General features: G+C 59.8%; 14 protein-coding genes. 4 read left to right on the forward strand and 10 right to left on the reverse strand.

Annotated elements, in window-relative coordinates; all coding sequences use genetic code 11:
- Positions 1–76 precede the first annotated feature (76 nt).
- The 4 genes from BM400_RS22330 to BM400_RS01240 all read right to left on the reverse strand — a co-directional run bounded on the left by BM400_RS22330 (position 77) and on the right by BM400_RS01240 (position 9,704).
- Positions 77–3,430: an alkaline phosphatase family protein gene (locus BM400_RS22330; protein WP_245781620.1), complete on the reverse strand. Its 3,354-nt coding sequence runs from the start codon at positions 3,428–3,430 to the stop codon at positions 77–79.
- Positions 3,431–3,610: 180 nt separating this feature from the next.
- Positions 3,611–5,344, reverse strand: coding sequence for a TolC family protein (locus BM400_RS01230; protein WP_175528809.1), 1,734 nt, complete (start codon positions 5,342–5,344; stop codon positions 3,611–3,613).
- 1 nt (position 5,345) lies between these two features.
- The gene (locus tag BM400_RS01235) at positions 5,346–8,498 is read right to left on the reverse strand and encodes an efflux RND transporter permease subunit (RefSeq protein WP_089835864.1); all 3,153 of its coding nucleotides are present in this window, start codon (positions 8,496–8,498) and stop codon (positions 5,346–5,348) included.
- A gap of 12 nt (positions 8,499–8,510) precedes the next feature.
- Entirely contained in the window at positions 8,511–9,704 is a 1,194-nt protein-coding gene (locus BM400_RS01240; RefSeq protein ID WP_175528810.1) for an efflux RND transporter periplasmic adaptor subunit, read from the reverse strand.
- A 244-nt stretch (positions 9,705–9,948) separates the two neighbouring features.
- On the opposite strand from BM400_RS01240, the gene BM400_RS01245 reads away from it, so the two are divergent.
- Positions 9,949–10,566 (forward strand): TetR family transcriptional regulator, encoded by a 618-nt coding sequence (locus BM400_RS01245; protein ID WP_089835868.1) that lies wholly within the window; start codon positions 9,949–9,951, stop codon positions 10,564–10,566.
- Positions 10,567–10,592: 26 nt separating this feature from the next.
- Here the strand turns inward: BM400_RS01245 and BM400_RS01250 are convergent, their stop codons facing one another.
- From BM400_RS01250 to BM400_RS01270, 5 genes are read right to left on the reverse strand one after another with little or no spacing between them, the layout of a single operon-like run.
- Positions 10,593–12,323 (reverse strand): sodium:solute symporter family transporter, encoded by a 1,731-nt coding sequence (locus tag BM400_RS01250; protein ID WP_089835870.1) that lies wholly within the window; start codon positions 12,321–12,323, stop codon positions 10,593–10,595.
- Complete coding sequence (locus BM400_RS01255; RefSeq protein WP_089835872.1) at positions 12,320–13,291, reverse strand: 3-hydroxyacyl-CoA dehydrogenase family protein; 972 nt, start codon at positions 13,289–13,291, stop codon at positions 12,320–12,322. The genes BM400_RS01250 and BM400_RS01255 overlap by 4 nt, the downstream gene beginning before the upstream one ends.
- 20 nt (positions 13,292–13,311) lie before the next feature.
- Positions 13,312–14,406, reverse strand: coding sequence for an alanine racemase (locus BM400_RS01260; protein ID WP_089835873.1), 1,095 nt, complete (start codon positions 14,404–14,406; stop codon positions 13,312–13,314).
- Complete coding sequence (locus BM400_RS01265; protein ID WP_089835875.1) at positions 14,387–15,190, reverse strand: IclR family transcriptional regulator; 804 nt, start codon at positions 15,188–15,190, stop codon at positions 14,387–14,389. Before BM400_RS01265 ends, BM400_RS01260 begins: the two co-directional genes overlap by 20 nt.
- Complete coding sequence (locus BM400_RS01270; protein ID WP_089835877.1) at positions 15,180–16,781, reverse strand: N-acyl-D-amino-acid deacylase family protein; 1,602 nt, start codon at positions 16,779–16,781, stop codon at positions 15,180–15,182. Before BM400_RS01270 ends, BM400_RS01265 begins: the two co-directional genes overlap by 11 nt.
- Positions 16,782–16,942: 161 nt before the next feature.
- Between BM400_RS01270 and BM400_RS01275 the strand changes: the two genes are divergently transcribed.
- Together BM400_RS01275 and BM400_RS01280 are read left to right on the forward strand one after the other, a co-directional pair.
- The gene (locus BM400_RS01275; protein ID WP_089835879.1) at positions 16,943–17,779 is read left to right on the forward strand and encodes an amidohydrolase family protein; all 837 of its coding nucleotides are present in this window, start codon (positions 16,943–16,945) and stop codon (positions 17,777–17,779) included.
- Between the two features lie 70 nt (positions 17,780–17,849).
- A complete protein-coding gene (locus tag BM400_RS01280; protein WP_089835881.1) occupies positions 17,850–19,034 on the forward strand; it encodes a family 10 glycosylhydrolase in 1,185 nt (394 codons plus the stop codon).
- Positions 19,035–19,045: 11 nt separating this feature from the next.
- Here the strand turns inward: BM400_RS01280 and BM400_RS01285 are convergent, their stop codons facing one another.
- Entirely contained in the window at positions 19,046–21,112 is a 2,067-nt protein-coding gene (locus BM400_RS01285) for a glycoside hydrolase family 20 zincin-like fold domain-containing protein (RefSeq protein WP_175528811.1), read from the reverse strand.
- A 282-nt stretch (positions 21,113–21,394) separates the two neighbouring features.
- On the opposite strand from BM400_RS01285, the gene BM400_RS01290 reads away from it, so the two are divergent.
- Positions 21,395–24,715, forward strand: coding sequence for a TonB-dependent receptor (locus BM400_RS01290; RefSeq protein ID WP_089835884.1), 3,321 nt, complete (start codon positions 21,395–21,397; stop codon positions 24,713–24,715).
- The last annotated feature ends 108 nt before the right edge of the window (positions 24,716–24,823 follow it).

Below are 24,823 nucleotides of genomic sequence, written 5' to 3' on the forward strand. Positions count from 1 at the left end.
CGCCCGCTACGAAGCGATCTCGTGCGGGCGCATCCTTTTCTTTTGCCTCTCACCGGCGATGTGTAGGCCTTACGCTTTAATTCACGCTCGTGACCACTCCGGTAACCGGATCCAGCAGAACGGTATGCATATTCTGCGGCGTGCTGCGGCGAAGGTCCAGAAGAGGATTGATCGGAGCCGCAATCGTATCGAACGATCCCTGGCCCACACGCTGCCCGTTGAGGAAGGTGTCCTCGATAAATCGCATGATCGACGTCTGATCGAGCACATTCGAATCGACATAGTTTGGCTTTGCCCAGGGCGAGACCACCAGGAACGGCAGGCGCGGTCCATAGCCGCAACGGCCCTGCGCATGGAGAGTTGCGGAAGCCACCCCGGGCAGAGCAGTCGTGCCATCGGCGCAGAATCCTTTGGAGGTGAAGGCATCCCCCGCGCCGGCGGACCCATTCACAATCTTGAACTCATGGTCATACCAGCCATCCGAATCGTCGTAGGCGATCAGCACCACCGTCTTCGACCACTGCGGCGTCTTCTGAATCGTATTCAAAACCGAAACGATAAACGCCTGTTCATCGAGCGGGTCTGAATACCCCGCGTGACCGTCCTGGTAGGCCGGAGCCTTCAGGTAGCTGACGGTTGGAAAGTTGCCTGCGGCCAGGGCATCGAAGAAGTCGTGCAGGTCGTACTGATGCGCTGTACCGCCATCGCCGGCCTTGCCGATCAAGCTGGTTGAAACCGGCCTCGCATGGGTCGGGTTCGCCGTGGAAGCGTAGTACTGGAAGGGTTGGTGGTGCGGAATGTAGTCTGCCGTGGTGCGTCCTGTAATCGTCGAATGATGGCTACGGCGGCACCCGGTTGTTCCGTTGGGATTCACAAGAGTGGGATCAAATCCGTCGGTGAAAAACCCCCAGGAGATACCGGCCGAATTCATCAGATCCCCGATGTTTCTGCCGATCATATGCACCACGCCGGCCCCAACATTGGAGCAGATGTCGTTGAACGGGTCAGGGTCGCCAATGATGGACGACCCGCCATAGCCATCCGGAAGCATGCCGCCCTGTGCATTGCCATCGTTGACGACGCCGTTCGTCTGGCCGGAAACCAGATTGATCGCTCCCGGCGTGGATGGACCGAAGTTGGTCGCGAAGAAGTGATCGCTGAGGGCAAAGTGCTGCGCGTAGTTCCACAAACCGGTGACGGTATTGCCGTCGAAGTAGCCCATCGTCAGTCCGGTCGTCGCCGCCGGACCGTTCGTCGCCAGCGCAGGACCATCGGCCGCCCCCACCGAGAGCGGAAAGAGATCCATCGCGCCGCCGTTGAAGGCCATCTGCTCTGCCTGATAGTTATGGTCCTGGTCCGCGGTGGCCGCGTTCGCAGGGTCGAGGCGGAACGGGTTGATCGCGCCTGCACCATTGCGAATATTGGCCGCGTTCGGGTTGCGCGTCAGGAGACGGGGAGACAGGCCATCGACCGCCGGGGTATTCGGCAGAGCGGTAAACAGAGGTTCGCCCGCCGGATTGGTCGCGTTCGGGTAGGTCGCAAAATAATGATCGAAGGAGACATTCTCCTGAAAGATGACCACAACATGTTCGATCAGGCCGGTCGCGGAGGTATTCGGAGCCGCGACCGTAAAGGTGGTTTGCGCAGTGGAGACCGCATAGTTCGCGTCACTGGCCTGACGTGCCGCAAGCGTCACGGTTCCTGCCCCGGTTACGGTCACCCGATCCCCAGAAAGCGTCGCTGGCCCCGAGACCAGGGAATACGTCACGGCACCGGTGGACTTTGACGTGGCGGAGACTGCGAAGGGAGGATCACCGTCGATCACACCGGTCACGGGAACAAAGGCAAGCGTTGCGCTCCCCTTTGCGACCGCGAAGCTGCTTTGCGCCGTCTGCGCACTGTAGTTGGCGTCGGCGGCCTGGTCGGCCCGGAGCACCACGGAGCCGGCTCCGGTCAGCGTGACGACACGGCCGGAGATGGTCGCGGGGCCCGAGACAACGCTGTAGACGATCGGCGTCGTCGCCCCCGAAGAAGCCGTCACCGTGAACGGTGGATCGCCAAACGTGTGCGATGCGATCCCATCGAAAGTAAGCAGGTGGTTGGCATTGGTCACCTGGAAGGACGTCTGCGCCGTAGCTGCTCTGTAGTTCGCATCGGAGGCCTGCGTGGCACGCACAGTCATTTGCCCCGCACCGGAAATCGTCAGGACGCTTCCGGAGACCGTTCCGGGGCCGGACACCACCGCATACGTGATGACGCTCGTCGATGAGGTACTCGAGGTGGCGGCCAACGTCACCGTCGGAGGTGGATTGGAGAACACCTGGTCGGGAATCGGACTGAGAATCAGGCTGTTGGTCGCACGCGCAATGGGGAGGGTAGTCTCGGCGGTCGCGGCGGCATAGTTCGTATCGATAGCCTGGGAGGCGCTCAGGACCACGGAGCCCGCTCCGGTCAGCGTGACCGTCTGGCCGGCCAAGGTAGCAGGGCCTGAAACGAGCTGGTAGGTCACCGGTGAACTGGACCTGGAACTCGATGTCGCGGAGACCGTGAACGGAGCGTCGCCAAAGGCATGCGCGGGAATCGCATCGAAGGTCACAGAGTTCGGCGCCCTGGCCACACTGAAGGCCGCCGTAGCCGTTCCAGCGAGGTAATTCGCATCGCTCGCTTGGCTTGCGCTCAGAGTCACACGACCCGCTCCGGTCAGCGTGACGATATTTCCGGAGACGCTTGCAGGCCCAGAGACAAGAGCATATGTGACTGCGCCACTGGAGTCAGAGGCCGCATTGACGGCAAAGGGCGCATCGCCAAACGTGTGCGTGGGCACAAATGCAAAGTCAAATACACTCGCGGCCTTGGCGACAGAGACGGAGGTATCGACCGTCGCCGCCACATAGTTCGGATCGGCCGCCTGCGTGGCACGCACCACGATGGTTCCCGCACCCTGCAGGGTCAACCTGTTTCCGGAGACCACTCCCGGCCCCGCCATCACCTGGTACGTGATTGGTCCAGTAGAGGCGGAGGTTGATGTCGCCACAAGAACAAAGGAACGATCGCCATAGGTATGCGGCCCGATCGGCATAAAAAGGAGCGCATTGCCGGCGCGAGCGACATCGAAGCTGATCTGCGCCGTTGCGCCTGCATAGGTTGCGGTCGCGGGCTGCGTCGCGCTCAATACCACCGTACCGGCGCTGGTCAGCGTGACAGTCTTTCCCGAAAGAGTCCCCGGCCCGGATACCAAACTGTATGCGATCGGAGCGGGCGAGAGAGACGTCGCGTTGACAGCGAGCGGCGCGTCTCCGTACGCGTGCGGCGAGATTGGGTCGAACGCCAGATGCGGCTGAACCATCACCTCAACCCCAGCGGTGGGGCCACATCCTGCGGACAACAAACAGACGCCGGCAAGGCCTGCCCCGAACAGACATCGCAACATCGTTCCCACTCTTCGCATTTTGGCCCATGTTTCCACTGAGAGAAAGATTATAGGAGGGAAAGAGGCCCAAAATGCGCGCGAACTTCCCATTTCCGCCCGTATTTTGATCGTGCTTAACGCCGTTGGATTGGAAAGGCCCCTGAAGAGCGCCGCGCAACCGCGAAATCCATAATGGATGAACTACGGCTTCTTCCTTGCCTCGGCGACGATATCGATGTTCTGGCGATGCAGCGTATTGGCGGTTGCCTGATCGAAGTCGGCCTCCGCTTCGCCGCGATCCGCAGAGGCCCGAATCTCCCGGAGCTTCGCGTTAATGAGTTCAGTCTGACGTTGAAGGATGAGGAAGACGGAGGAGGTCCCGGCTTTGAATTGGCGCTGTTCACTCTCATACTGCTGCTGTGCGAGTTGTGCGGTGCGTTGCGCCGCGTTCAACAGGAGGTCTGCGTTGGTAAGACGCTGCAGGCTGTTCCGGACCTCGCTCTCCACGGTCATCTCGAGTTGCTGCTGTTGTGTGGTGGCCTGCTTCACATTTGCTTTCGCAATTTGCTCCTGGGCACGCGCTGTGCGATTCGCGATCGGAAAGGAGACCTGAAGGCCGATCTTGACGGTCGGGAAGCGGCCGTCTCTGAGGTTTTGCAGCGACTGCCCATACCCTCCGAGAAAGAAACCCGGAACCGAGGTCGTCGATCCGGAGCCGGTGGTCGGAAGAGCAGGCAGACCGGCGAGCGTGGAAAGGTCGTTGACGCGCGTGAAGAGAGGCGCGAAGAGTGAGCCGAGGAGATCGCTCGACTGTGCGACATTCTCTCCGGAGAGACCCTGTGTGCCAACCTGCGCTGTCAGGTTGACCTGCGGCTTGGTCTGCTCCTTAGCGAGGCGAGCGTCGAGCCCGCTCACCTGCACGGCAATCTGTCCGGCCTTGAGATCGGGTCGTTCGCTGAGGGCCTGACTCAGAGCCTCGGCCAGGGTTGGAATGGGTGTAGCTTGATCGGCGTGGATCGAAGTCTTCAATGCTGCGTTCCACAGGGGATCGGCTCGGTTCGGCAGCATCAGAGCTTTGAGCGTGTTCTCCGCCTGCGTGACCTGCTGTTGCGCGTTGAAAACATTCTGCTGATACGTCGACATCTGAGTCTGGGTCTGGATGACGTCGACAGGAGCTTGTGTTCCCTGCTCCACCTGGCGGCGGTTGCTCGCATCCTGCTTCTCGGCAAGCCGGACCGCTTCGATCTGCACATTGAGGTTGCGCAGCGCATAGTCGAGCTCCAAGTAGGCATGGACACCCTGAGTAGTCACATCGATGATGTGCTGCCTGAACTGTTCCTCGGTTTGAGCGACATTTCTGCGAGCGACGGAGAGGCGTTCCCGATTCTGATCGAAGAGAAGTCCTCCCCACAGCGGTTGCGTGAGGTTCAGGGTCGCGGCCGTGGGATACGTGGGATTGAGGGTGTTATAGGTGTTGCTGCTGTTCACCCGCGATGAGGAGAAGTCGAGCTTGTAAGTGGTTCCGAGCCAGCGCGAGTTGCCGCTGATCTGAGGATCCGCGAAGATCTCCTTCTGCGTGACGGCGCCGTTGGTGCCTCCACCCAACGAGGAAGTGACAGGGGATACCTGTCGAAGCGAGTAGGCATTCCCTCCAACGACCGGGTCGAAGTAGCCTTTGGCCACGTGGAGATTCAACGACGCCTTGAGGCGCGAGAGACGGGCTACCTCGATATCGCGATTGTTGGCGAGAACAGCCTGAATCATGTCGCTAAGCGTGAGGTCGACTTCGCTGGTGATGCCGACGCGTGGTGCAACTTCAAGAAGAACCGCAGGTGGCAGCGCGGGCGAAGCGGGATTTGCTAGGGAGACCGTTGGCGTCTGGGCAGGAAGTCCCGATGCAACGAAGAAGAGGAGGATGAGGATGAGGGGCTTCATGCTAGAGGGCCTCATTTGAAGACGCGGTGTGAACCGGTGCGGGTTTACGGCTGGAAATACGGTCTGCCAGCGTTCGTACGATCGCGATAGGCTTTTTCCAGGCGGGATGTTGCGCGACGTCTTCGAAGACCGAATAGAAGACAGGCACCGCGATGAGGGTAAGCAGGAGACACAACGATTGACCGCCAACCACGAGAGCCCCGATAGAACGGTTGGTGGCCGAGCCGGTGCCGCGGGAGATGACCAGTGGAAGCATCCCCGCAACGAGCGCAAGAGTGGTCATAAGGATAGGGCGAAGTCGGTCGAGATTTGCTTGAAGGATCGCTTCATAGCGAGGCATCCCCGCCGCACGCAGACCGTTGGTGTGGTCGATCTGCAGGATCGCATTCTTCTTCACGATGCCGAAGAGGAGAAGAAGTCCAAGCCCGGAGAAGATGTTGATCGTCTGTCCCGCAAGGATCAGCGAGAGGATGCCGAAGGGCACAGCGAGAGGAAGGGTAAGGAGAATCGTGACGGGGTGGATGAATGACTCGAACTGCGCCGCAAGAACGATGTACATGAAGATGAAGGTGAGGGCGAAGGCCAGCAGAAAGTAGTAGCCCGTGCGGCTGAGTTCCTTCGATGCTCCGGCAAGGCCTGTCTGGTAACCGGGTTCCATATGCATCTGAGAGGCAGCCTTCTGCAAAGCAGCAAGGATGGCCGACTGGGAGTAACCGGCAAGGATGTTGCAACTGACCGTGACCTGACGCTGACGCGCGATGCGATCGATCGAAGAGGGCCCCGTGGAGGTTTGAATGGAGACGACTTCGTCGAGACCCACAGGTCCCAGTTGTCTCGTCGAAGGAACGGTAATCTTTTGAAGCTCTTCGACGCGGCTCCGGAACTGCTCCCCGGCGCGGACTCTTACGTCGTACTGGTCGTCGCCTGCGTTGAAGGTGGATACGGTCTCGCCCGCAACCAGGGTATTGAGTGCCTGTTCGATGTTGTCGACGGAGACACCCAGATCGGCAGCCCGGACTCGATCGATATCGAGCCGAACCTCCGGCTTACCGCTGCGCAGGGTCGAGTCGGCATCGGTGATTCCGGGTATGGTCTTCATGCGAGCGAGCAACTCGTCGGAGTACTGATTGAGCTTCGCGAGATCGGGTCCCTGGATAAAGTACTGGACCTGCGCGTTGCTGGCTCCGTTGCTGATCGTGGCGACGAGTTCCACGCTGGTGTGCAGGGTGCTGGGGAACCCGGCGAGCAGCGTGCGCGTCTGTTGCATCAGTTCCGTCTGCGTGTTCAGACGCTCAGCGACATCGGCCAGCTTGACGTAGATCGAGGCGCTGTTCACGGCCTTGTCCGTTCCCCCACCCGCGGTCAGCAAGGTTGTCTTGACGCCGGGCAGGTTGCGAATGGCTCGCGAGATTGCCTCGGCCTCTTGCGTGGTCGATGCGAGTGAGGTTCCTTCCGGCGCACGCACCAGAACGTTGAACTGAGACTGGTCATCGTTGGCCTGGAAGTCTTTGCCGACGAACATGAAGAGTGGCACAAGGCTAAGGATGGTGCAGAGGCAGATGCCGAGCACCGCTCTGCGATGCGCCATGGACCACTCAAGCAGACGCAGGTAGCGGCTGCTGATGAATTGGAAAAGCCTATTCTCCTTCGAGCTGGATGCGTGAGATCCCATGATCTGCGGCTTGATGAAGCGCGAACACAGCATGGGCGTGAGTGTGAACGACACCAACATGGAGACCGCGATGGCGAACGCCGCTGTAAATCCGAACGAGCTCATGAAGCGGCCGACGATGCCTCCCATAAACCCGACAGGAAGGAACACCGCAAGAAGAGAGAGCGTGGTGGCCATGACAGCGAGGCCAATCTCGCGTGTCCCTTCGATGGCCGCCTCGAAGGGCGACATGCCCTTTTCTTCAATGAAACGATAGATATTTTCAAGAACGATGATGGCATCGTCGATCACGATCCCAACCATCAAGGTCAGCGCGAGCATCGTGATCTGATTGAGCGTGAATCCCATCATCTTCATCAGCGCGAAGGTCGAAATAATGGAAGTGGGAATCGCAATGGCAGCGATCAGCGTCGTACGCCAGTTCGCGAGAAAGAAGTAGATAATGACGCAGGCGAAGAGGCTGCCTTCGACAAGATGGTGCTTGATCGAGTCGATCGCGGCTTCAATAAAGATCGATTGATCCTGAACGACCTGCGTGTGAACATCCTTGGGCAGTGTCGTTGTGATCTCAGCGAGGCGCTGCTTCACTTCATTCGCCGTCTCAACGGAGTTTGCCCCGGATTGCTTCGAAACCACAAGCAGGACTGCTGGCGTCCCATTCAGACGACCTGAGGTGCGGGGCTCTTCATAGCCGTCTTCTGCCATGCCGACATCGCTGACCTTGACCACATACCCCTTGCGAGTCGCGATCGCGATGTCGTTGAACTGAGCGGCGTTGGCAATGCGTCCCATCGTGCGGATGGTGAACTCGCGCGTACCTCCATTGAGAGATCCACCGGGCAGCTCAAGATTCTGCTGCCTCACCGCGTTCACGACATCGGTGATCGTAAGCCCATAGGCACGAAGCCGTTCGGGATTGACGTTGACATGGATCTCCCGGCGCGCTCCGCCCACAAGCCGAACCTGCCCCACCCCCTTCGCATTCTCCAGCTTCTGTTGGATCAGTTTGTCCGCGATGAGCGTAAGGTCGCGCAGAGAGCGAGGCGCGGACACGGCAATCTGGACGACCGGAGTGGCATCGGGATCGAACTTCTGTACAACCGGGGCCTTCGCATTCTGGGGCAGGTCGTTGCGGATGAGATTGATCTTGTTCTGAACCTCTTCCGCTGCTACGTCGCCATTCTTGTCGAGGTCGAACGTGATGATGACCTGCGATTGTCCCTCCGAAGAGGTCGAACGCAACTCATCGAGGCCGCTGATGGTGTTGACGGCATCTTCAATCTTCTTGCTGATCTCCGTCTCAATCTCTTCAGGCGACGCGCCGGGATCGGAGATGGTGACGGCAACGGTCGGCACGTCGACCTTGGGAAGAAGATCCACGCCAAGGCTGAAGTAGGAAAACGCGCCGACCACGACAAGTGAGAGGATCAACATCGTCGCGAAGACGGGCCGGCGGACACAGAGTCGAGCGAGAGCATGCATGATGGGACTCCGTTACCGGTCAGCTTGCGTCTTCACAGGCGCGCCGTCGTAGAGATCGGCCTGCTTGTCGGTTGCGATCATCTCCCCGGCAGCGACGCCGGAGAGCACCCGAATGTTTCCACCATCCGAGTCGCCAAGAGTGACGACACGAAGATGAACCTTGCCGTCACCGACCACATAAACCTGATTTGAATCGGTGGTGCGATCGCGGATGACCGCGGCCTTGGGGACGAACACGGCGTTCTCGGTCCCGGGAAGAAGCACGCGAGCACTCGCAAACATGCCTGGACGCAACGCCCCGTCGGCATTCGGAAAGTGGGCTTCGAGGATGAAGGCGCGAGAGTCAGGATTGACGGCGGGATTCAGAGCCGACGTCGTGCCCTGGAAGTCCCGCTCGCCATAGGCGGCGACGCGCGCGGTCACAGGCATACCGATCTTCAGGCCTGCAGCACTCTTCTCCGGAGTCTGCAACTGAAGCTTGAGGGTGTCGACCCGAACCACGGTAGCAACGCTGCTGGACGTAGTCACAAATTCCCCGACAGCATGGGTACGCGCGCTCACGTAGCCATCGAAGGGCGCGCGAATGGTCGTGTCGGCAAGCGCCTTCTCAGCCTGGGCAACCTGCGCGCGCATGGCCTCGAGCGTGGCTTCTGAGGAGCCAACGGCCTGGTAGCTTTGCCGCGCTGTGTTGATCGCCGCCTCGTACTGCTGGCGCGATCCGTTGGCCTGCGCCGCGGCGGTCTCTGCCTGCGTTCTTTGCTTGTCGTAGACGCTCTGCGAAACATCGCCCGTGGCAACCAGATTGGCGTAGCGCTTCGCATCGGCGGCGGCCAGCCGTGCCTGCGCCTCAGAGGATTCATACGTCGCCCTGGCAGCGGCAACCTCGGGAACCTTGGTCGGTTCGAAGCCTGCGGCACCCAACCCGATCCGCGATTGCGCCTGCCGGACAGCGGCCATGGCCTCCGCAAGTTGCGCGCGTATCTGCATCAGCTTCAAGTCGGCGTCCCGGTGATCCAGTTCGCAGATGACCTGACCGGTCTTGACGAAGGCGCCTATCGATACCGGCGTCTTGAATACTCTACCGGCAACGGCGGGGGCGACCTCCGACAGTTCTTCGGCCACGAAGCTGCCTGTCTCCGTCAGCGTGACAGGAACCTGCCTGCCGAGCGCAGGAGTAGTGGTAACCGTGATCTCCTGAACTGCCAATGCGGCAGGATCTGCCTTCTTGCGAGAGCAGCCCGGCAGACACATGGCCATGACAAACAGAGCGAATGCGGGTGGAACGATTGATCGTATTCGGTGAGCGATATGCATCGTCCTGCTCTTAAGTATCGGCTAGCGCCTATCGGGCCGTCAGGAGGAAGATTATTGGCACACTGTGCCATTGTCAACACAAAATGACAAATGAAGCCCACTATGCATTTGGTGCCGGCGGGGCTACACTCGAAACATGAGCACGAAGAGCGTCGTTCCACGAGACTCGCTACAGGCCAAGAAGCATGAGGTCGTTCGGAGAGAGATATGGGATGCTGCCATTCGCCTCTTTCATGCGCATGGGTTCAACGAGGTGACGATCGACCAGATTGCCGAGCTCGCGGGCGTCTCTCGCCGCACGTACTTTCGCTATTTTTCCTCGAAGGAAGACGTGATGGGCTCCATGGTGAAGAACTATGGAGCAGGCCTAACCCAGGCTATCCTGGCCGAGGAGAGCGGGCTCAGTAGCTTTGAAGCAGCGAAAGCGGCGATCACGAAGGTTCTGGTGCCCACGCTCTCGGTGACGGAGCGCATTCTCCAGATCGCGCATCGAAGCCCCGCTGCGCGAATGGCCCAGTTTCTCGAGGTTCCCATGTTGGAGGAAGAACTCGCGAAGGCATTCGCGACGCGCGTGAAACGCAAAGGACTGCCTTCGCTGGAGGATCGGATCCTGGCCAGCATCACGCTGTCGATGACAGGCCTTTGCGTCGAGATGTGGGTCGCGCAGCAGAACAGGCCCATGAACAAAATCGTCGATGAAGTCTTCCATGCGGTACGACGTGCGTGCTCCCCGGAAGATGGAAAGAGAAGATAGGCACGACTGCACGGAACGTCTCGCGTCTACGTCTTTCTGCCGCCGGATCTGGCGATCATCCGTCGGATAGGTAGCCCAAGAAACAGGAAGACAATGCCGATGCTGGAGTCGATCCAGTGCGCGACCGGTTCCTGCGCCAGCGCCCCGGACACGATGAGAAGCACGCCAACGGCCAGCGTGGAGAGCCGAATGATATTGTCCGAAGAGTTTGACTGCGCCTTCGTGACCAGGCTCTCTTCCTGTGTGATCGGAGTGTCGATGAGACGAAAGAACGTCTTCGCCCGCTGCTGTTCTTCGATAGAGACACCGAGAAAGGTGCTGCCTAGAAACATGCCGACACAGGTCGCCGCGATGTTGGTAAAGATGGAAAGGCCTTCGAGGTGATAGTCGAGAGTTTGCGTTGCGGCTGGCCCCGCCTTGGCGAGATAGATCGTCTTCGCCGTCAGGGTCAGAACTCCCGAGGCCATACCGGAGGCAAAGCCGGCGATAACTCCCCTGGAGGTAAGCCGGCGGAAAACGAGGGTCGCGAGAAGCGGCAGGAGCGTAGGTGCCAACAGCACTCCGAAGGCCGTGACCATGATGTGAAAGAGCGAGTCGCGGCCGCTTTGGCCGATCCAAATGCTGATGGCGATGATGATGGTGCCGAGCAGAAGCGTCAAAACGCGACCGGCCGCAACGAGGCCACGCTCCGTAGACGCGGGCCGCAGGATACGTTGGTAGACATCCTTGGTAAGTACCCCCGCGATGGCATTGAGATCGGCGCTGACGGTGGCCATCGTCGCGGAGAACAGAGCGGCGACGATGATGCCGATCATGCCCGCAGGCAGCAGGGTAAAGATGAGGTGGACGTAGACGTCCTGCGGCTTCTGCTGGGCGGCAAAGGTGGGCATGATGCTACGAGCCATGAGGGCAGGCAGGAGCATGATGGGAGTGCCGACGAAGTTGAGAGCGGCGGCGAACCAGGCGGCTTTGCGGCCGGAACGTTCGTCGGGCACGGAGTAGTACTTTTGCGCGAACGACCAGCTCCCGTTATAGCTGATGATCACGATGAGCCCATAACTGACAATGTATCCCCAGCGATAGGGGCCAGCGGTGAAGTGGATGAGGTTCGCCGGGATGCTGTGCAGCGCCGGATGAACGCCACCGAGCCGCCATACGGCAAGCGGGAGAAGCAGCAGGATCGCGAGAGCCTTCATGATGAACTGTAGATAGTCGGTAACGACGAGCGCGAGCAAGCCACCAAGCAGCGTATAGACGATGACGATGATGCCACAGACGAAAATGGACGTCTTGATGCCGATGCCCATACCAGCCGAAAGAAAGATGGCTGTGGTAAAGATCTTGAGGGCGTCATCGAAGACCTTCGCAGGGATGGCGGACCAGGCAAAGAGTTGCCGGACCGTCAGCGAACATCGCTGCTCGAGGAACTCAACCGGCGTGATGATGCGGGCTCGCCGCCAGCGCGCTGCGAAGACGGTGCCCCCAAGCAGACAGGCGGGCACACTGGTCCAGGAGAGAAGGATCGCAACGAGGCCATAGCGGTACGCCATCTCCGAGTAGACGATGAAGGTGAACGCGCTGAAACCGGACATGTAGAGCGAGATGCCGGCGAGCCACCAGGAGATCTGATGACCCCCTGCGAAGAAGTCGGTCGCAGTCTTTTGCTGACGTCGGAAGTAAAGACCGATAAAAAGGACAAGTGCGAAATAGCCGAGGATCACGACGTAGTCGGAGCGGAGAAGGTGCATCGTCGTCATGGAGTCTTGGGCTCATGGTCGGAGATCGGAAAGACCTCTTCGGCGATGGCTCGCATCCGCCAGACCTGGTCGCGGTAGATCTTCTCCCAGGCTTGCGCTTCTTCGGGCGTATAGGAGAAAAAACCCTGGCCGCTCTTGATGCCCGTTGCTCCGGCTTTCATCAGCGAAGCGATCGGCTCAGGGAGCTCGGGGGAGTTGTAGAGCGTCGGCAGAACCCCGGTCATGGTCTTGCCATAGAGGGCGGGGCCTCCGGTGAGATCGATCCACCGAAGGGGACCGCATATACCGGCCCATAGACCGCATGAATTGCGAAAGGCTTTGTCGATGGTATCGGCGTCCGCTATCCCGAGATGCAGAAGGTTGCAGGCCTCGCGATACATGGCATAGGCGATGCGGTTGACGATGAAGCCCGGGATGTCCTGCTGAACGATGCACGGATCTTTCCTAAGCTGCAGTGCGATGCGCTCGGCGGCCTGCAGAGAGGCGTCGTTGGTGTGTTCGCCGCGGATGAGTTCGAGGAACCGCGTGCAGTGTGCGGGCTCCGCCCAGTGCATCCCCAGGAAGCGCTCCGGGCGCAGGCGGCCTTGCTGCAGAAGCGAGATGGGCAGCGCCGAGGTGTTGCTGGCGATCGGAGTTTCGGGAGAAACGATAGCTTCGAGATCGGCGAAGAGCCTGTGCTTCGCTTCGGCGGACTCGGTGATGCTCTCGATGATGAAGGTGCAAGAGGCTACATCCTGGAGCGAGGCCGCCTCGACATAACGTCCCCGCCATTCATCGCGGAGGGATGGATCGTAGCCCGCGTTCTCAATGAGCTCCTCAATGGCCTGCGCGATGGCCTCGCGAGCCTGCTCGAACTCACTGCGCGCAAGCGTGTAGGACACGACATGAAGTCCGTGCGCAATGAGACAGCCGGCAATGCCACGTCCCATGAAGCCCAGGCCAATGAGGCCGACTGTCTGTTCCTGCATGATGAAACCTCAGAAGGGAGCTACTGAACGCGACCGCGGGCGGCTACGTTCCATACGGTCTCAACCTGGTCGCCACGCACACCGTAAATCGTGTCGTGCATATTGATCGTGGCGCACACATGATTCGGCACGATGCGCAGGCGCTCACCGAGCTTGTAGGTGCGGGTGCTGCTGGTGATATCGAGGTGCCCGTGCTCTTCAGAGAGGCCATAGAAGATCGCGTCCGGATCCTGCACGACGACGCCGTGCCCGATGTGGTCGCCGGTAAGGAGGCGGTCGGAAGAAAAAGTCTTCGATCCTCCGTCAAGGATGACGCGATGCGGAACCGCGTTGCTGACAACCGTCGCGATGACGGAGAGAGCGCACTCCTCAAGCGTGGCGAAGCCGCCGACGACGAGGTTGCGATCATTCAGTGGATACATGCCCGGACGGATCTCGGTCAGGTGCGAAAACTCCTCGGATCGATAAGCCATGGGGGTCGATCCACCACTCACCACGCGGACCTCAAGGCCTGCTCCGGTAATGGCTTCGTAGGCGGACTCGACGGCAGCGTTCACGTGCGGGAGAAAAGCATTGGCCCTTTCAACGGGCACCATCATGTGGCCGGGATAGTACATGAGTCCACCGAAGTGCGCGCCTTGAAGCTTGTCGATCTGCTGCGCCAAAGCAAGTGCGGCTGGGGCGTTCTGCACGCCGCAACGGCCAAAGCCTACGTCGAGTTCTACGAGGATCGGCAAGTCGTATCCCCGCGCGTCGGACGCTTTGGCGAGGCATTCTGCCGCTTCGATGGAGTCGACCGAAATGGAAAGGCGGGCGGCATCTGAAAGCGAGAGGAAGTGCTCCGCCTTCTGTGCCGCGACGATGGGGTACGCAATAAAAATGTCGTCAAGCCCCGCCGCTGCCATGATCGCGGCTTCGCCCGGTTTGGCGGCTGCTATGCCGATGGCACCGGAGGCGATCTGCATCTTCGCAATCTCGGGCGTCTTGTGGGTCTTGATGTGCGGCCGCAGCTTGATACCCGTCTTCGCGGAGTAAGCGGCCATGCGTGCGATATTGCGTTCGAGAACGTCGAGATCGACGACTACGGATGGAGTGTCAAGCTCGCTGATATGCATCTGCTTCCTCGCCCTTCAAGTAGCCCCAGGAGTAAGAGATCGCGGTGGTGCAGGCCTTGAGGGTCTCGGCAAGGCGCGGCAGATTGTCGGCGCGGATCTGGTGGATGGTTCCTGCGATACTGACCGCCGCAACGGGATTGCCGGCGTCGTCGTAGATGGGTGCTCCGAGGCAGCGCCAGCCGATCTCGTCTTCTTCGTCGTCGATGGAGTAACAACGCTGGCGGATCTTAGCAAAGTCTTCCTGCAACTTGCGCAGGGTGGAGATGGTGTTCTCGTTGTGGCGGGGAAACTTGCGCAGGCGATAGATGGCCTTGAGATCGGCCTCGCTCATGTACGCTCCCAGAGCTTTGCCGATCCCCGTACAATGAATCTCCATCCGCTTCCCGCGCCAGGTGGCAAGACCGTTCGAACCCGGCGGGTTAAACTTGGCCACGAGCACGGCCTCGTACTGATCGAGCACGCCAAGATGGACAGTCAGGCCGGTCTGCTCCATGAGTTGCATCATGAAGGGCGCGGCCTGCTCGCGGATAGGAAGACCGCTGAGTGACGTGTTTGCGAGGCCAAAGAGCTTGAGGCCGAACATGTAGCGGCCTGTCTGGTTGCTGCGATGCAGGTAGCCGGCGCGTTCCAGCGTCAGGAGAAGGCAATGAATGGAGCTCTTGGGAATGTTGGAAGATTCGACGAGCTGCGAGAGGGACAGCCCGTTCTTCGAGTGCGCAAGCGATTCCATCAGGTTCAAGGCACGTTCCACTGCGGGTACGGAAGGCGTCCGGCTAGCGTTCATAGTGGAGTTCTCCTATCGTATCTGGGGTCGATGGATGGCTCACGATAGCATGCTCAAGAGCCTGTCCTGACCTGAGAATACCGCGTCCGTCCAATAGGCTGGACGATTTCGGGAGGAGTAACTGTCCCTTGATGACAAGATGGATGCCGTGCGGAGGCAGGGTCGGCGATTCAAACGTGGCGCCGCTGCCGATCCGTTCCGGCGAAAAGATGGTCAGATCGGCGATGCTGCCAGGGGTGAGATTGCCACGGTCCGTAAGACCCAGGCGTCCTGCGGGTGCTGTGGTGATTTTACGGATAGCCTCCTGCAAAGACAGCCACTTGCGGTCCCGCACGAACTCGCCCAGAAAAGTCGGAAAGGCTCCGGCGAGGCGCGGATGGGGCCGCTCCGAGACGTAGAAACCGTCCGTGATAATCGACGCGAGGGGATGCGTGAGAAGTTCGTGGAGGTTCGGCTCGCTCTGATTGAACGCCACGATATTCACGCGACCGCCCTCTTCGACGAGAAGGTCAAGGATGGTGGCGGCCGGTGCCGTTCCGCGGGCTTCGGCGATCGCCGCAATATGCTTGCCGATCAGAGGGCGATTAGCCACGGTGTGGAGCGAGGAAACAAAAATATCGTCCCAGCCCTGCGCCGTCTCTTCATCGAGGAAGGCTTCGAGGTCAGCACGTGAGGTTGCGATGAGAGCGAGCATGCCGGCGAGGCCATCGGCCAGTGCCGTCTGCGGCAAGAGCTGCGTCATGACCGTACTACCGGCGAGGTAGGGGTAGCAGTCGAAGCCGATGTCGATCCCTTCGGCCTGCGCCTGCTCGATCTTCTCAAGCGCGAGCTTCTGCTTGTGCCAGTTGTCGCGGCCCACGGTCTGCAGGTGCGAGATCTGGAGGCGGCATCCGGTGCGCCGGGCCAGCTCGATCTGCTCGTCGATGGACTCGAGCAACTCCCAGGCATAGCTGCGCATGTGGCTGGTGTAGAGTTTGCCGTGACGGGCAACGACGCGACAGAGAGCTTCAAGTTCCGCAAAGGGAGCCTGCGACCCTGGCGCATACATAAGGCCTGTCGAGAAACCGATCGCGCCTTCGGTGAGGGCCTCGTCCAGCGTAGCGGTAAGCTCGTCGAGCTTGATCAACTCAGTCGTATTGGCCTGCTTCCCACAGACGGCCGTGCGGAGCGCTCCGTGGCCGATCAGCGACTCGACATGCACGAGGCGTGAGCTCTGCTTCACGGCATCGAGGTACGCCCGGGCGTTGGGCCAGCTCTCGCCTCCGTTCAGGATGCCCTCCTGCTGCTCGGCGAGCAGGGCCTTGTGGTGGCCGCAGGGGTACGGCGAGAAGCCGCAGTTGCCAACCACCTCCGACGTAATGCCCTGGTCGCTCTTTTCGCGGCGATTCTCAAGAACCTTCAGGTCGGAGTGGCTGTGCATGTCGATGAAACCAGGCGACAGAGCGGCGCCGTCAAGGTCGATAATGTCCGCGCCGAGCGGCGCTTCGAGCGCTCCAATCGCTTCGATGCGGCCTTCGCGAAGGAGCACGCTCCCTGGATAGGGCAGGCTGCCTGAACCATCGACGATCAGAGCGTTGCGGAGAAGTAGCATGGGCCTCACAGGGTGCGGAGTGAAGTTGAGTGTAGCAATGTCACGGTTATAAACCGAAAGACAGGCAGCGGGCTAGTCCATTAGGCTGGACACGCGGCACTTTCCCCATTTGGAGATGTATAGGGTGCGCGGTACGCTGTTCGATAGAAAGGGAACATGCCATGGTCGATTGCCACACCCACCTTTGGAAAGCCGAAGACTGGAGCGAGGAGATGGAACGCGAGGCCACGATCGCCCGTGGTGCCCCCGCGCAGATCGATATCGCGGAAGAGGATCACTGGGCCGCAATGGAGCCCGTAGATCGCGCCATCGTCTTTGGCTTCCATACGAAGCATCTTGGTCTGGTAGTTCCCAACGACCGTGTGAAGACCTATGTAGCGAAGCATCCGGACAAGCTGATCGGGTTTGCATGCCTCGATCCACATGAGCCCGACATGCTCCAGGAGATGGAGAAGGTCTTTCTGCAAGACGGCTTTCGCGGCCTCAAGCTTGCGCCGATCTACCAGAACTTCCATCCGATGGATGAACGCATGCTCCCGGTCTACGCCTTCTGCGAGAAGCACGGAATCCCCGTACTGATCCATCAGGGAACAACGTTTCCGCGGCGAGCCCCGCTGAAGTATGCGCTGCCGATCCAGGTGGAAGATGTGGCGATGTCCTATCCGGACCTGAAGATTGTGGTCGCGCATATGGGGCATCCATGGGTGGAAGATGCGGTCGTGCTGATTCGCAAGCAACCCAATGTCTACTCCGATATCTCAGCGCTCTACTACAGGCCGTGGCAGTACTACAACGCGCTGATGCTGGCGCAGGAGTATGGATGTGGCCACAAGCTGCTGATGGGGTCGGACTACCCGTTCACCACGCCCGCAGATACGATTGCCGCGTTGCGCAACGTAAACCACATCATCGGGAACTCCGGTCTGCCGAGGATCGCGGAGAAGCTCACCGAGGGAATCATTGAGCGCGATACGGTGGCTCTCCTTGGATTGCAGTAGCGCATCCATTGGGCTGAACGGGCGTGCAAAGATGCTAGGAAACGAAAGCCAACTTCGATAGAGTGCGTGCATGAGTGAATCGTGGAACAGGTCTTTAAGCCGTCGTAAGGTGTTGCAGCTTCTTCCCACCGCCGCAGTCGCGGCAGCGTTGCCCGCAGGTGCGCAACCAACTCCTAAAGCGGTGCCGGTGCCGCGTGCGCCGAAGCCCGCGAAGGAAGTGCGTGCCATCTGGATCCATCCGGAGCAGCATACGGATGCGAAGGAGAAGCTCGGCAAGGCGCAGATCAAGGCAACGGTGGAACGGTATGCGCGCGCAAACTTCACACTACTTCTTCCCTGGACGCTTAGCGGCTATCTCGCGGCACTTGACCATCCCGAGTATCGCAAGCTCCATCCGACCGCGGAGTGGGACTACCTCGGCGTCTTGATCGATGAGGCGACGAAGGAAGGCCTCGACGTCGACATGTGGTACAGCTTCACGGACTACCGCGATCTGAAGTCGCCTGAGTTCGACCCGGGGATCGGCGGAAGTCCGGAGTGGATGGCGAAACGCCTCGATGAGGTGGTTCCGGGACAGACGCTGATGAAGCTGGATGCCCAGCGTGTTGAGAACGTCTGTCCGCAACACTACAAGGCACGCGCCTGGATGCAGGCGCAGTTGGAAAAGACCTTCGTCCGCTATCCGAAGCTGAACGGCTTTCACATCGAGGAGCCGGGCTACGGAACCAAGGGATACTGCGTCTGCGCTCTATGCCGCTCCGTGTTCGAGCAGTTGCACGGACGCAAGCTGACCGATGCTCTCGATACCCAAATTGCGGAGGACTTCCGCACCATCGGCCCGAGCGCGTTTGTCGAGGAGATCCGCGACCAGATGATGCAGAAGCATCCGAAGATGATGCTCTCCGCCAACGGTGGACACGACTGGAGGCACGACCGCATCCGTGGCCGCGATTGGGGACGCTGGGCCAACTCCGGATGGCTGCGTTACTATGTGCCGCAGGTCTACCAGTCGGACATCAATATCTTCCGCTCGCAACTCGCTCTGACCCTCAGCGACATTGGAGCCTCGTGCCCGGTGTACGCGGGCATGGCCCTCGATTCGACCTCAGGCAAGAACACCATCGAAGGAATCGTGGAACAGATACATGCCTCGCGTGATCTTGGTGCACCGGGGGTCGCGCTCTTCCATGGCGCAGCCTTTACCGATGAGCACTTGAAGGTTCTAAAGGATGGCCCATTCAAGAGGCCTGTGTAGCATTGGCTCCTTCATCGCACGGCCAACACATCCGCAAGTGTTGGCCGTGAACTTTTCTCCTGGAAGTTTTGCGTGACGGTCCATACACTAGCCTGGAAGTGGCGCCAGAACTCCTGCTCGGCGCGCCACCGGGCCTGTGCGGTCGCCAGGCGATAAGGCTTGTATTGCTTCAGCCACTCGCTGCTGTACGACGCCTCGAGTTCACCCGCCGTATCCAGAAGATCGCCGACGCGGCTGTGGTTCCGTGAGCTCGTTTCGCGTTTGAGCAGATAGCCGATGTCCGCCGCGGACGGATGCTCGGGGAGCGCATCGAAGTTCGCCGCAATCTCAATCGCATAGAGAAACTTCATGCCGGTATAGTCAAGCATCTTTGCCGCAACGATGAGGCTGTCGATCTCGTCATCGCTTCCGCTACCCGTTGTAAGCAGTTCTTCTTCGGCCTGTTCGGCATCGAGCCGTGCGGTGTGAAGATCTTTCTCGTGCATCTTGATGCGCGCGAGCAGATGAGGCTCGAAAGGGTTATCCCACATCCGGAAGCTGGTCTCTGAGCCCAGTGCCTGCCGCATCAGAGACTGCGCCGCCGTCAGATGAGAAAGCGCCGCCGCAATCTTCTCCGCCGCCGCTGGCGTGTGATGAATCTGCGCGTACTCCGCAAAGAAGCGATCGCTTTCCATGGGTTTCGATTGCCATGCCGCAGCCGCTCCGTAGGCAACAGCAGCCAGCGCCTCACGATGCAGCGCAAGCGCGGAGTCCGACCACTCCGTATTCAACATGCCGATCGCATTGGCTTTGCGTCCAGCCGCAAGGAAGCCGTCGATATTGATAAAAGTGCTCTCGAAATCGGGCGCGATATTGTCCCAGTCCGAGATGCCGGTTGTGACGAGGATGGGAACATGATTGGCTGCGAAAAGATCCAGCAGATTGCTGTAGTCAGGGCGCGCATCGTAGAACCATGGTGCGGCAATCGCATTTTTCGGCAGCCCTGCGGCAAGGCCCGGATATTTGTTGAAGATGTAGGCACCTTCATCGATGTCGGCCCAGAAGAGCGGGCGCTTGCCAAGACCGGAGGCAATCCCGGCGAGGCGCTGCAGATGCTGCAGCCAGAGCACGTCGGGCGCAACGCCTGCGGTCTTGCTGCCAGCACGCTCGAGCTCGAAGGGCTCATCGAAGCCAAGATGAAGCCATGGACTTGGAAAGAGTTCCGCATACTGCCGAAGCCAATCTTCGAGGATGTGCTGGATGCGCGGATCGGCCGGATTCGCCTCGCCGCCATGCGATAGTGCCGCGAGGTCGCTGTAGCGTTCGAGTCGGAAGAGATCGTGCAAATGACCATAGAGCTCGACGCAGGGCACTACGTCGATATGGCGTTGACGCGCATACTCGACGATCGCGCGGATGTCCTGCTTGCTCCAATTGGAGTCTTTGCGAAGCAACGGATAGCCATCGAGGTCCAGGTCTGTCTCGACATAGAAAAAATACTGATTCGCCTTGAACTCAGCAAGCTGGTCGAGCTGCTTCTTCACTTCCGCGACAGTCAGGATAGCCCCGTGGCTCATGTCCATCATGAACCCGCGATATGGCATGGCAGGCCAGTCGGCAATCTCCGCGAAGGGGAGCATCGGTGCATCCGTGGAACCTTCGATCATTTGCCGCAGTGTCTGGACCGCATAGAAGACCCCAGCGCCCGTCATCGCATGAATCTTGACTCCGTTCGCTCCAATCGAAATCGCATACGACTCACGGGATCCACGCGTGGTTGTCTCGTTCGCACCGGGCAACATGCTGCCGGAGGTCTCATGCGTAAGCTCAACGGGCGTCGACGGGCGGATGCTTGCGTTGCAGTGTTGCTCCAGTATCTGCCGCACCTCTGCAACGGCCTGCGGATCTTCGCTGTTGGTGGTGCTGAGCGTCAAGCTGCACAGAGGGAGTGCTCCATTTCCATAGCGCAGTTGTTGGACACGCGGAAGCAGGGGAGCATGCTGCATCATGGTCTGTGACGGTGCATTGATGGAGATCAACGTCGCAACGAGTGAGGACATCGCAAACCGCTTCAAGGCGCATGGAAGAGTGTTCAGCATCGTCTCAGCAGAATAACCGTGACGATGCATGCGAAGGACGCCCTATTCCGAATTTTGCACCGAAAGCACAACTGCGTCCAGGCAGTTGGACGATCCAGCCCGATTCTGCATTTCTCCTCTTGGCAATATGTTGCAAACGGATGAAAGTGAATCATCGCACGCGGCAATTCACAGCATTTCGCACGGTTTCTTTCCGAGCAGGCAGACGTGTACCCGCAGACGCTCAAACGCTTCAGTAACGCTTCAGGCCATGTGATTCCACTTCGACACGAGGACACTTTTATGAAACGACTCTCTCTCTCCTCTCTTCTTCTCCTCTGTTTATGTTTCCTACCCGGAGCTGCTCTGGCGCAGTCGGTCGCGGGCTCGCTGGTGGGTCAGGTCACCGATCCAAGCGGCGCGGCGGTGAGCAACGCGAAGGTGAGTGTGCGAAATGTGGGGACCAACCAGACGGTGGAGGGGACCACAACCAAGGACGGTATCTACAACGTCCAGAATCTTCAGCCAGCGGACTATGACATCACGATCGCGGCTCCCGGTTTTTCCACGGCCAACATCGCACATGTGCATCTTCTGGTGTCTGCGTCGGTCCGTAACGATGTGAAGCTTACCCTGGGTTCGACGGAAAGCAAGGTAGAAGTCTCGGCCTCGCCGAATGCGATCACCACCGACGATTCGACGATCGGCGCTGTACTGGAGGGAACGGCAATTGCGCGACTGCCGCTGAACGGCCGTACTATCGACCGCGCGCTCGTCTTTGTCGCCGGCAACACGAATGACAACCCGGATAACCCGCAGATCTCCGGCGGCCTGCATTGGAATGGCGCGATGTATAACGTCGACGGCGTTCCGGTGAACGATATCTCGAATGGCGCAGCGGCCTATTCCTACGACTCCAACCTCACGACTTTGCCCTCGACTGAGATCATCCAGGAGATCAAGGTGGTCAGTAGCGTAGCGAAGGCAGAGTTCGAGGGCGGATCGGCTATCTCGATCACGACCAAGTCCGGCTCCAACAGATTTCACGGTGAGGTGTACTACTTCAACCGCAACCGCGCTGGAGCCGCGCGCGACTACTTTGCCTACGCGGGCACCGTGGTGAAGCCGGGCCTGAACCGTAACGAGTTCGGCGGATATGTCAGCGGCCCCATCTGGAAGGACAGAACCTTCTTCCTGTTCGCGGTAGACAATCTGATCCAGCGCAACGGCAAGCCTAACTTCTTCACCGTCCCAACCGATGCGGAACGCGCCGGCAACTTCTCCGGCACCACCAAGCAGCTCTGGAATGCGTCCACGGGCACGATCATTCCCGGCAACCAGATCACCAATATCGACCCGCGCGCCGCCGCCCTGCTCGCCTACATTCCGCACGCCAACATTGCGTCAAGTGGAACCTCTGCCTCGGGTGGCCCGACCAACAACCTGCTCCAGACCGTGAACAACAAGTACAACGACTATAAGTACACCGGCAAAATCGATCACAACCTCAATCGCCTGAACGCGCTGACGGCTGGTGGATACTATGCCTACGGCAACCCGTACTTCTCGCGCAACGGCACCCCGGCGCAGTATGGCAACTATCAGAACGCCGGCTACATCACGATCGAAGGCATGCTCCGCGACGTCTCAGTGTTCTCGCCGCGCATGCTGAATGAGATTCATTACTCCTACTTCTCGCATCGCAACATCCGCCTTGGCCAAAACGCCTCGTTCGATCCCACCACGCTCTTCCCCGGCCTCTATGGCCCGTTCCGGATCGGCGGTCTGCCCACCATCAACATGACCAACTACACCTCCGTGGGTGACACGGGCGGCGCAGGCCACAACCCCGAGACCACGCAGTCCGTCGCCGACAACTTCACGCTGGTGCGCGGCAGGCACACGTTGAAGTTCGGTGCCTCCGTCAATTTCAACAACGTCATCATCAAGTCCGGCACTACCTCCAGTTCCCTCGGCACCTTCGGCTTCACCGGCCGGTTCACCGCCAGTGCTCCAGGTACGCCAACCAGCGATCCCACCTACAACGCAACGGGTGACGCCTTCGCGGACTTCCTGCTGGGTAACCCGAATTCCACGGTACGCGCCACGCCGCAGATCGCCATCAATCAGACCTACCAGAACTACCAGTTCTTCGGGCAGGACGACTGGGCCGTCACGCCGCGCCTGACCCTGAACGTGGGTCTGCGTTACGAGGTGCAGACAACGCCGAACGAGAAAAACGGCGACTTCAGCAACTTCGACTTCAGCACCGGAAAGCTGGTGATCCGCAGCTCCGGCGGTCAGATCTCGAAGGACGCCAACGCCACCGTGCTGGCACTCTATCCGGGCACCTACACCACCTCCGAAGCAAACGGCTGGGGCACAAGCGTGGTGCTGACCGACAAGACGAACTACGGTCCGCGCGTCGGGTTCGCCTACCGTCTCACCGCAGATGCGAAGACTGTATTGCGCGGCGGCTATGGCATGTTCTACGGCCTTATCCCTCCGGGCATCGGCCCCATCCGTATCTCGCAGTTGAACTTCCCCTTCCTGCTTACGCAGAGCTACACCAGCACCTCGGCCTACGCACCCACACTGACCCTCGCCAACCCCTTCCCAGGAACCGGCACGGTAGCCGCCAACCCCACCATCTACGCTTCGCAGCGTGATTCGAAGCAGGCCCGCATTCAGCAGTGGAACCTGACGCTGGAGCAGGCGCTGCCCGCATCCGCAGGCTTCCGCCTCTCCTACGTAGGCAACAAGACCACGCATGCACCGTACTATGTCTTCGACATGAACTACCCCAAGGTGCAGCGCCCGCTTACTTCCCTGCAGGCCGGACGTCCCTACCAGCCGTGGGCCAGCATTCTTACCAATCTGACAGAAGGTTACGCCTTCACCAACCAGATGCAGGCGGAACTGACCAAACGCACCGGCAACGGCCTCTATCTCCAGGCCAGCTATACGTGGAACAGCGGATTGGACGATGTGCCAATCAGCGGCACCACGCAGAACCCCTACAACCTGGGTGGCGACAAAGGCAACTCGGACGGTACCCACAAGAACAACTTTTTCCTGCAGGCTACGTACGATCTTCCCTTTCAACGCCATGGCTTCGGAGAGCGTGTCGTCAACGGATGGTCCCTCGCCAGCCTGACGCAGCTTCGCTCGGGCACGCCGTTCTCGCCCAGCTTCACCATTCCCAGCACGACGACCAACGCGAGCGGTGGAGTCGCCCTTGGAACCTCAACCGTAGGCTGGTATGCGACGCGGCCGAACAAGGTGGTTGGCAAAGATCCTTACGCTCTGCACAGCCAGCACGGAAGGTATTTCGATGCGTCGGCCTTCGTCGCGCCGGATAACTTTACCTTCGGCAACGCCGGACGGAACAGCCTCATTGGTCCTCCGGAGGTTGGCTTCGATCTGAGCGTCGAGAAGAAAACGACCGTGTATGAAGGTGTGCAGTTCCTCCTTCGTCTGGATGCCTTCAATGCACTCAATCATCCGAACTTCGGAACCCCGTCCGCGAACATCTCCAACACCAGCACCGCCGGCTTGATCACCTCCACCAACAGCAACCAGCCCAACCGCTCACTGCAGCTCGGCGGCAAGCTGGTGTTCTAACTCAAGGAAGACCAGTGGGTGCCGTCCAAAGGACTGGACGGCACCCACTGGTCGATACCTTTTGCTCACAGGCCTGCACACTTCCTTGCGTAGAGTAAGAAGTCTGCA

Source organism: Granulicella pectinivorans, assembly GCF_900114625.1.
Taxonomy (GTDB): Bacteria; Acidobacteriota; Terriglobia; order Terriglobales; family Acidobacteriaceae; genus Edaphobacter; species Edaphobacter pectinivorans.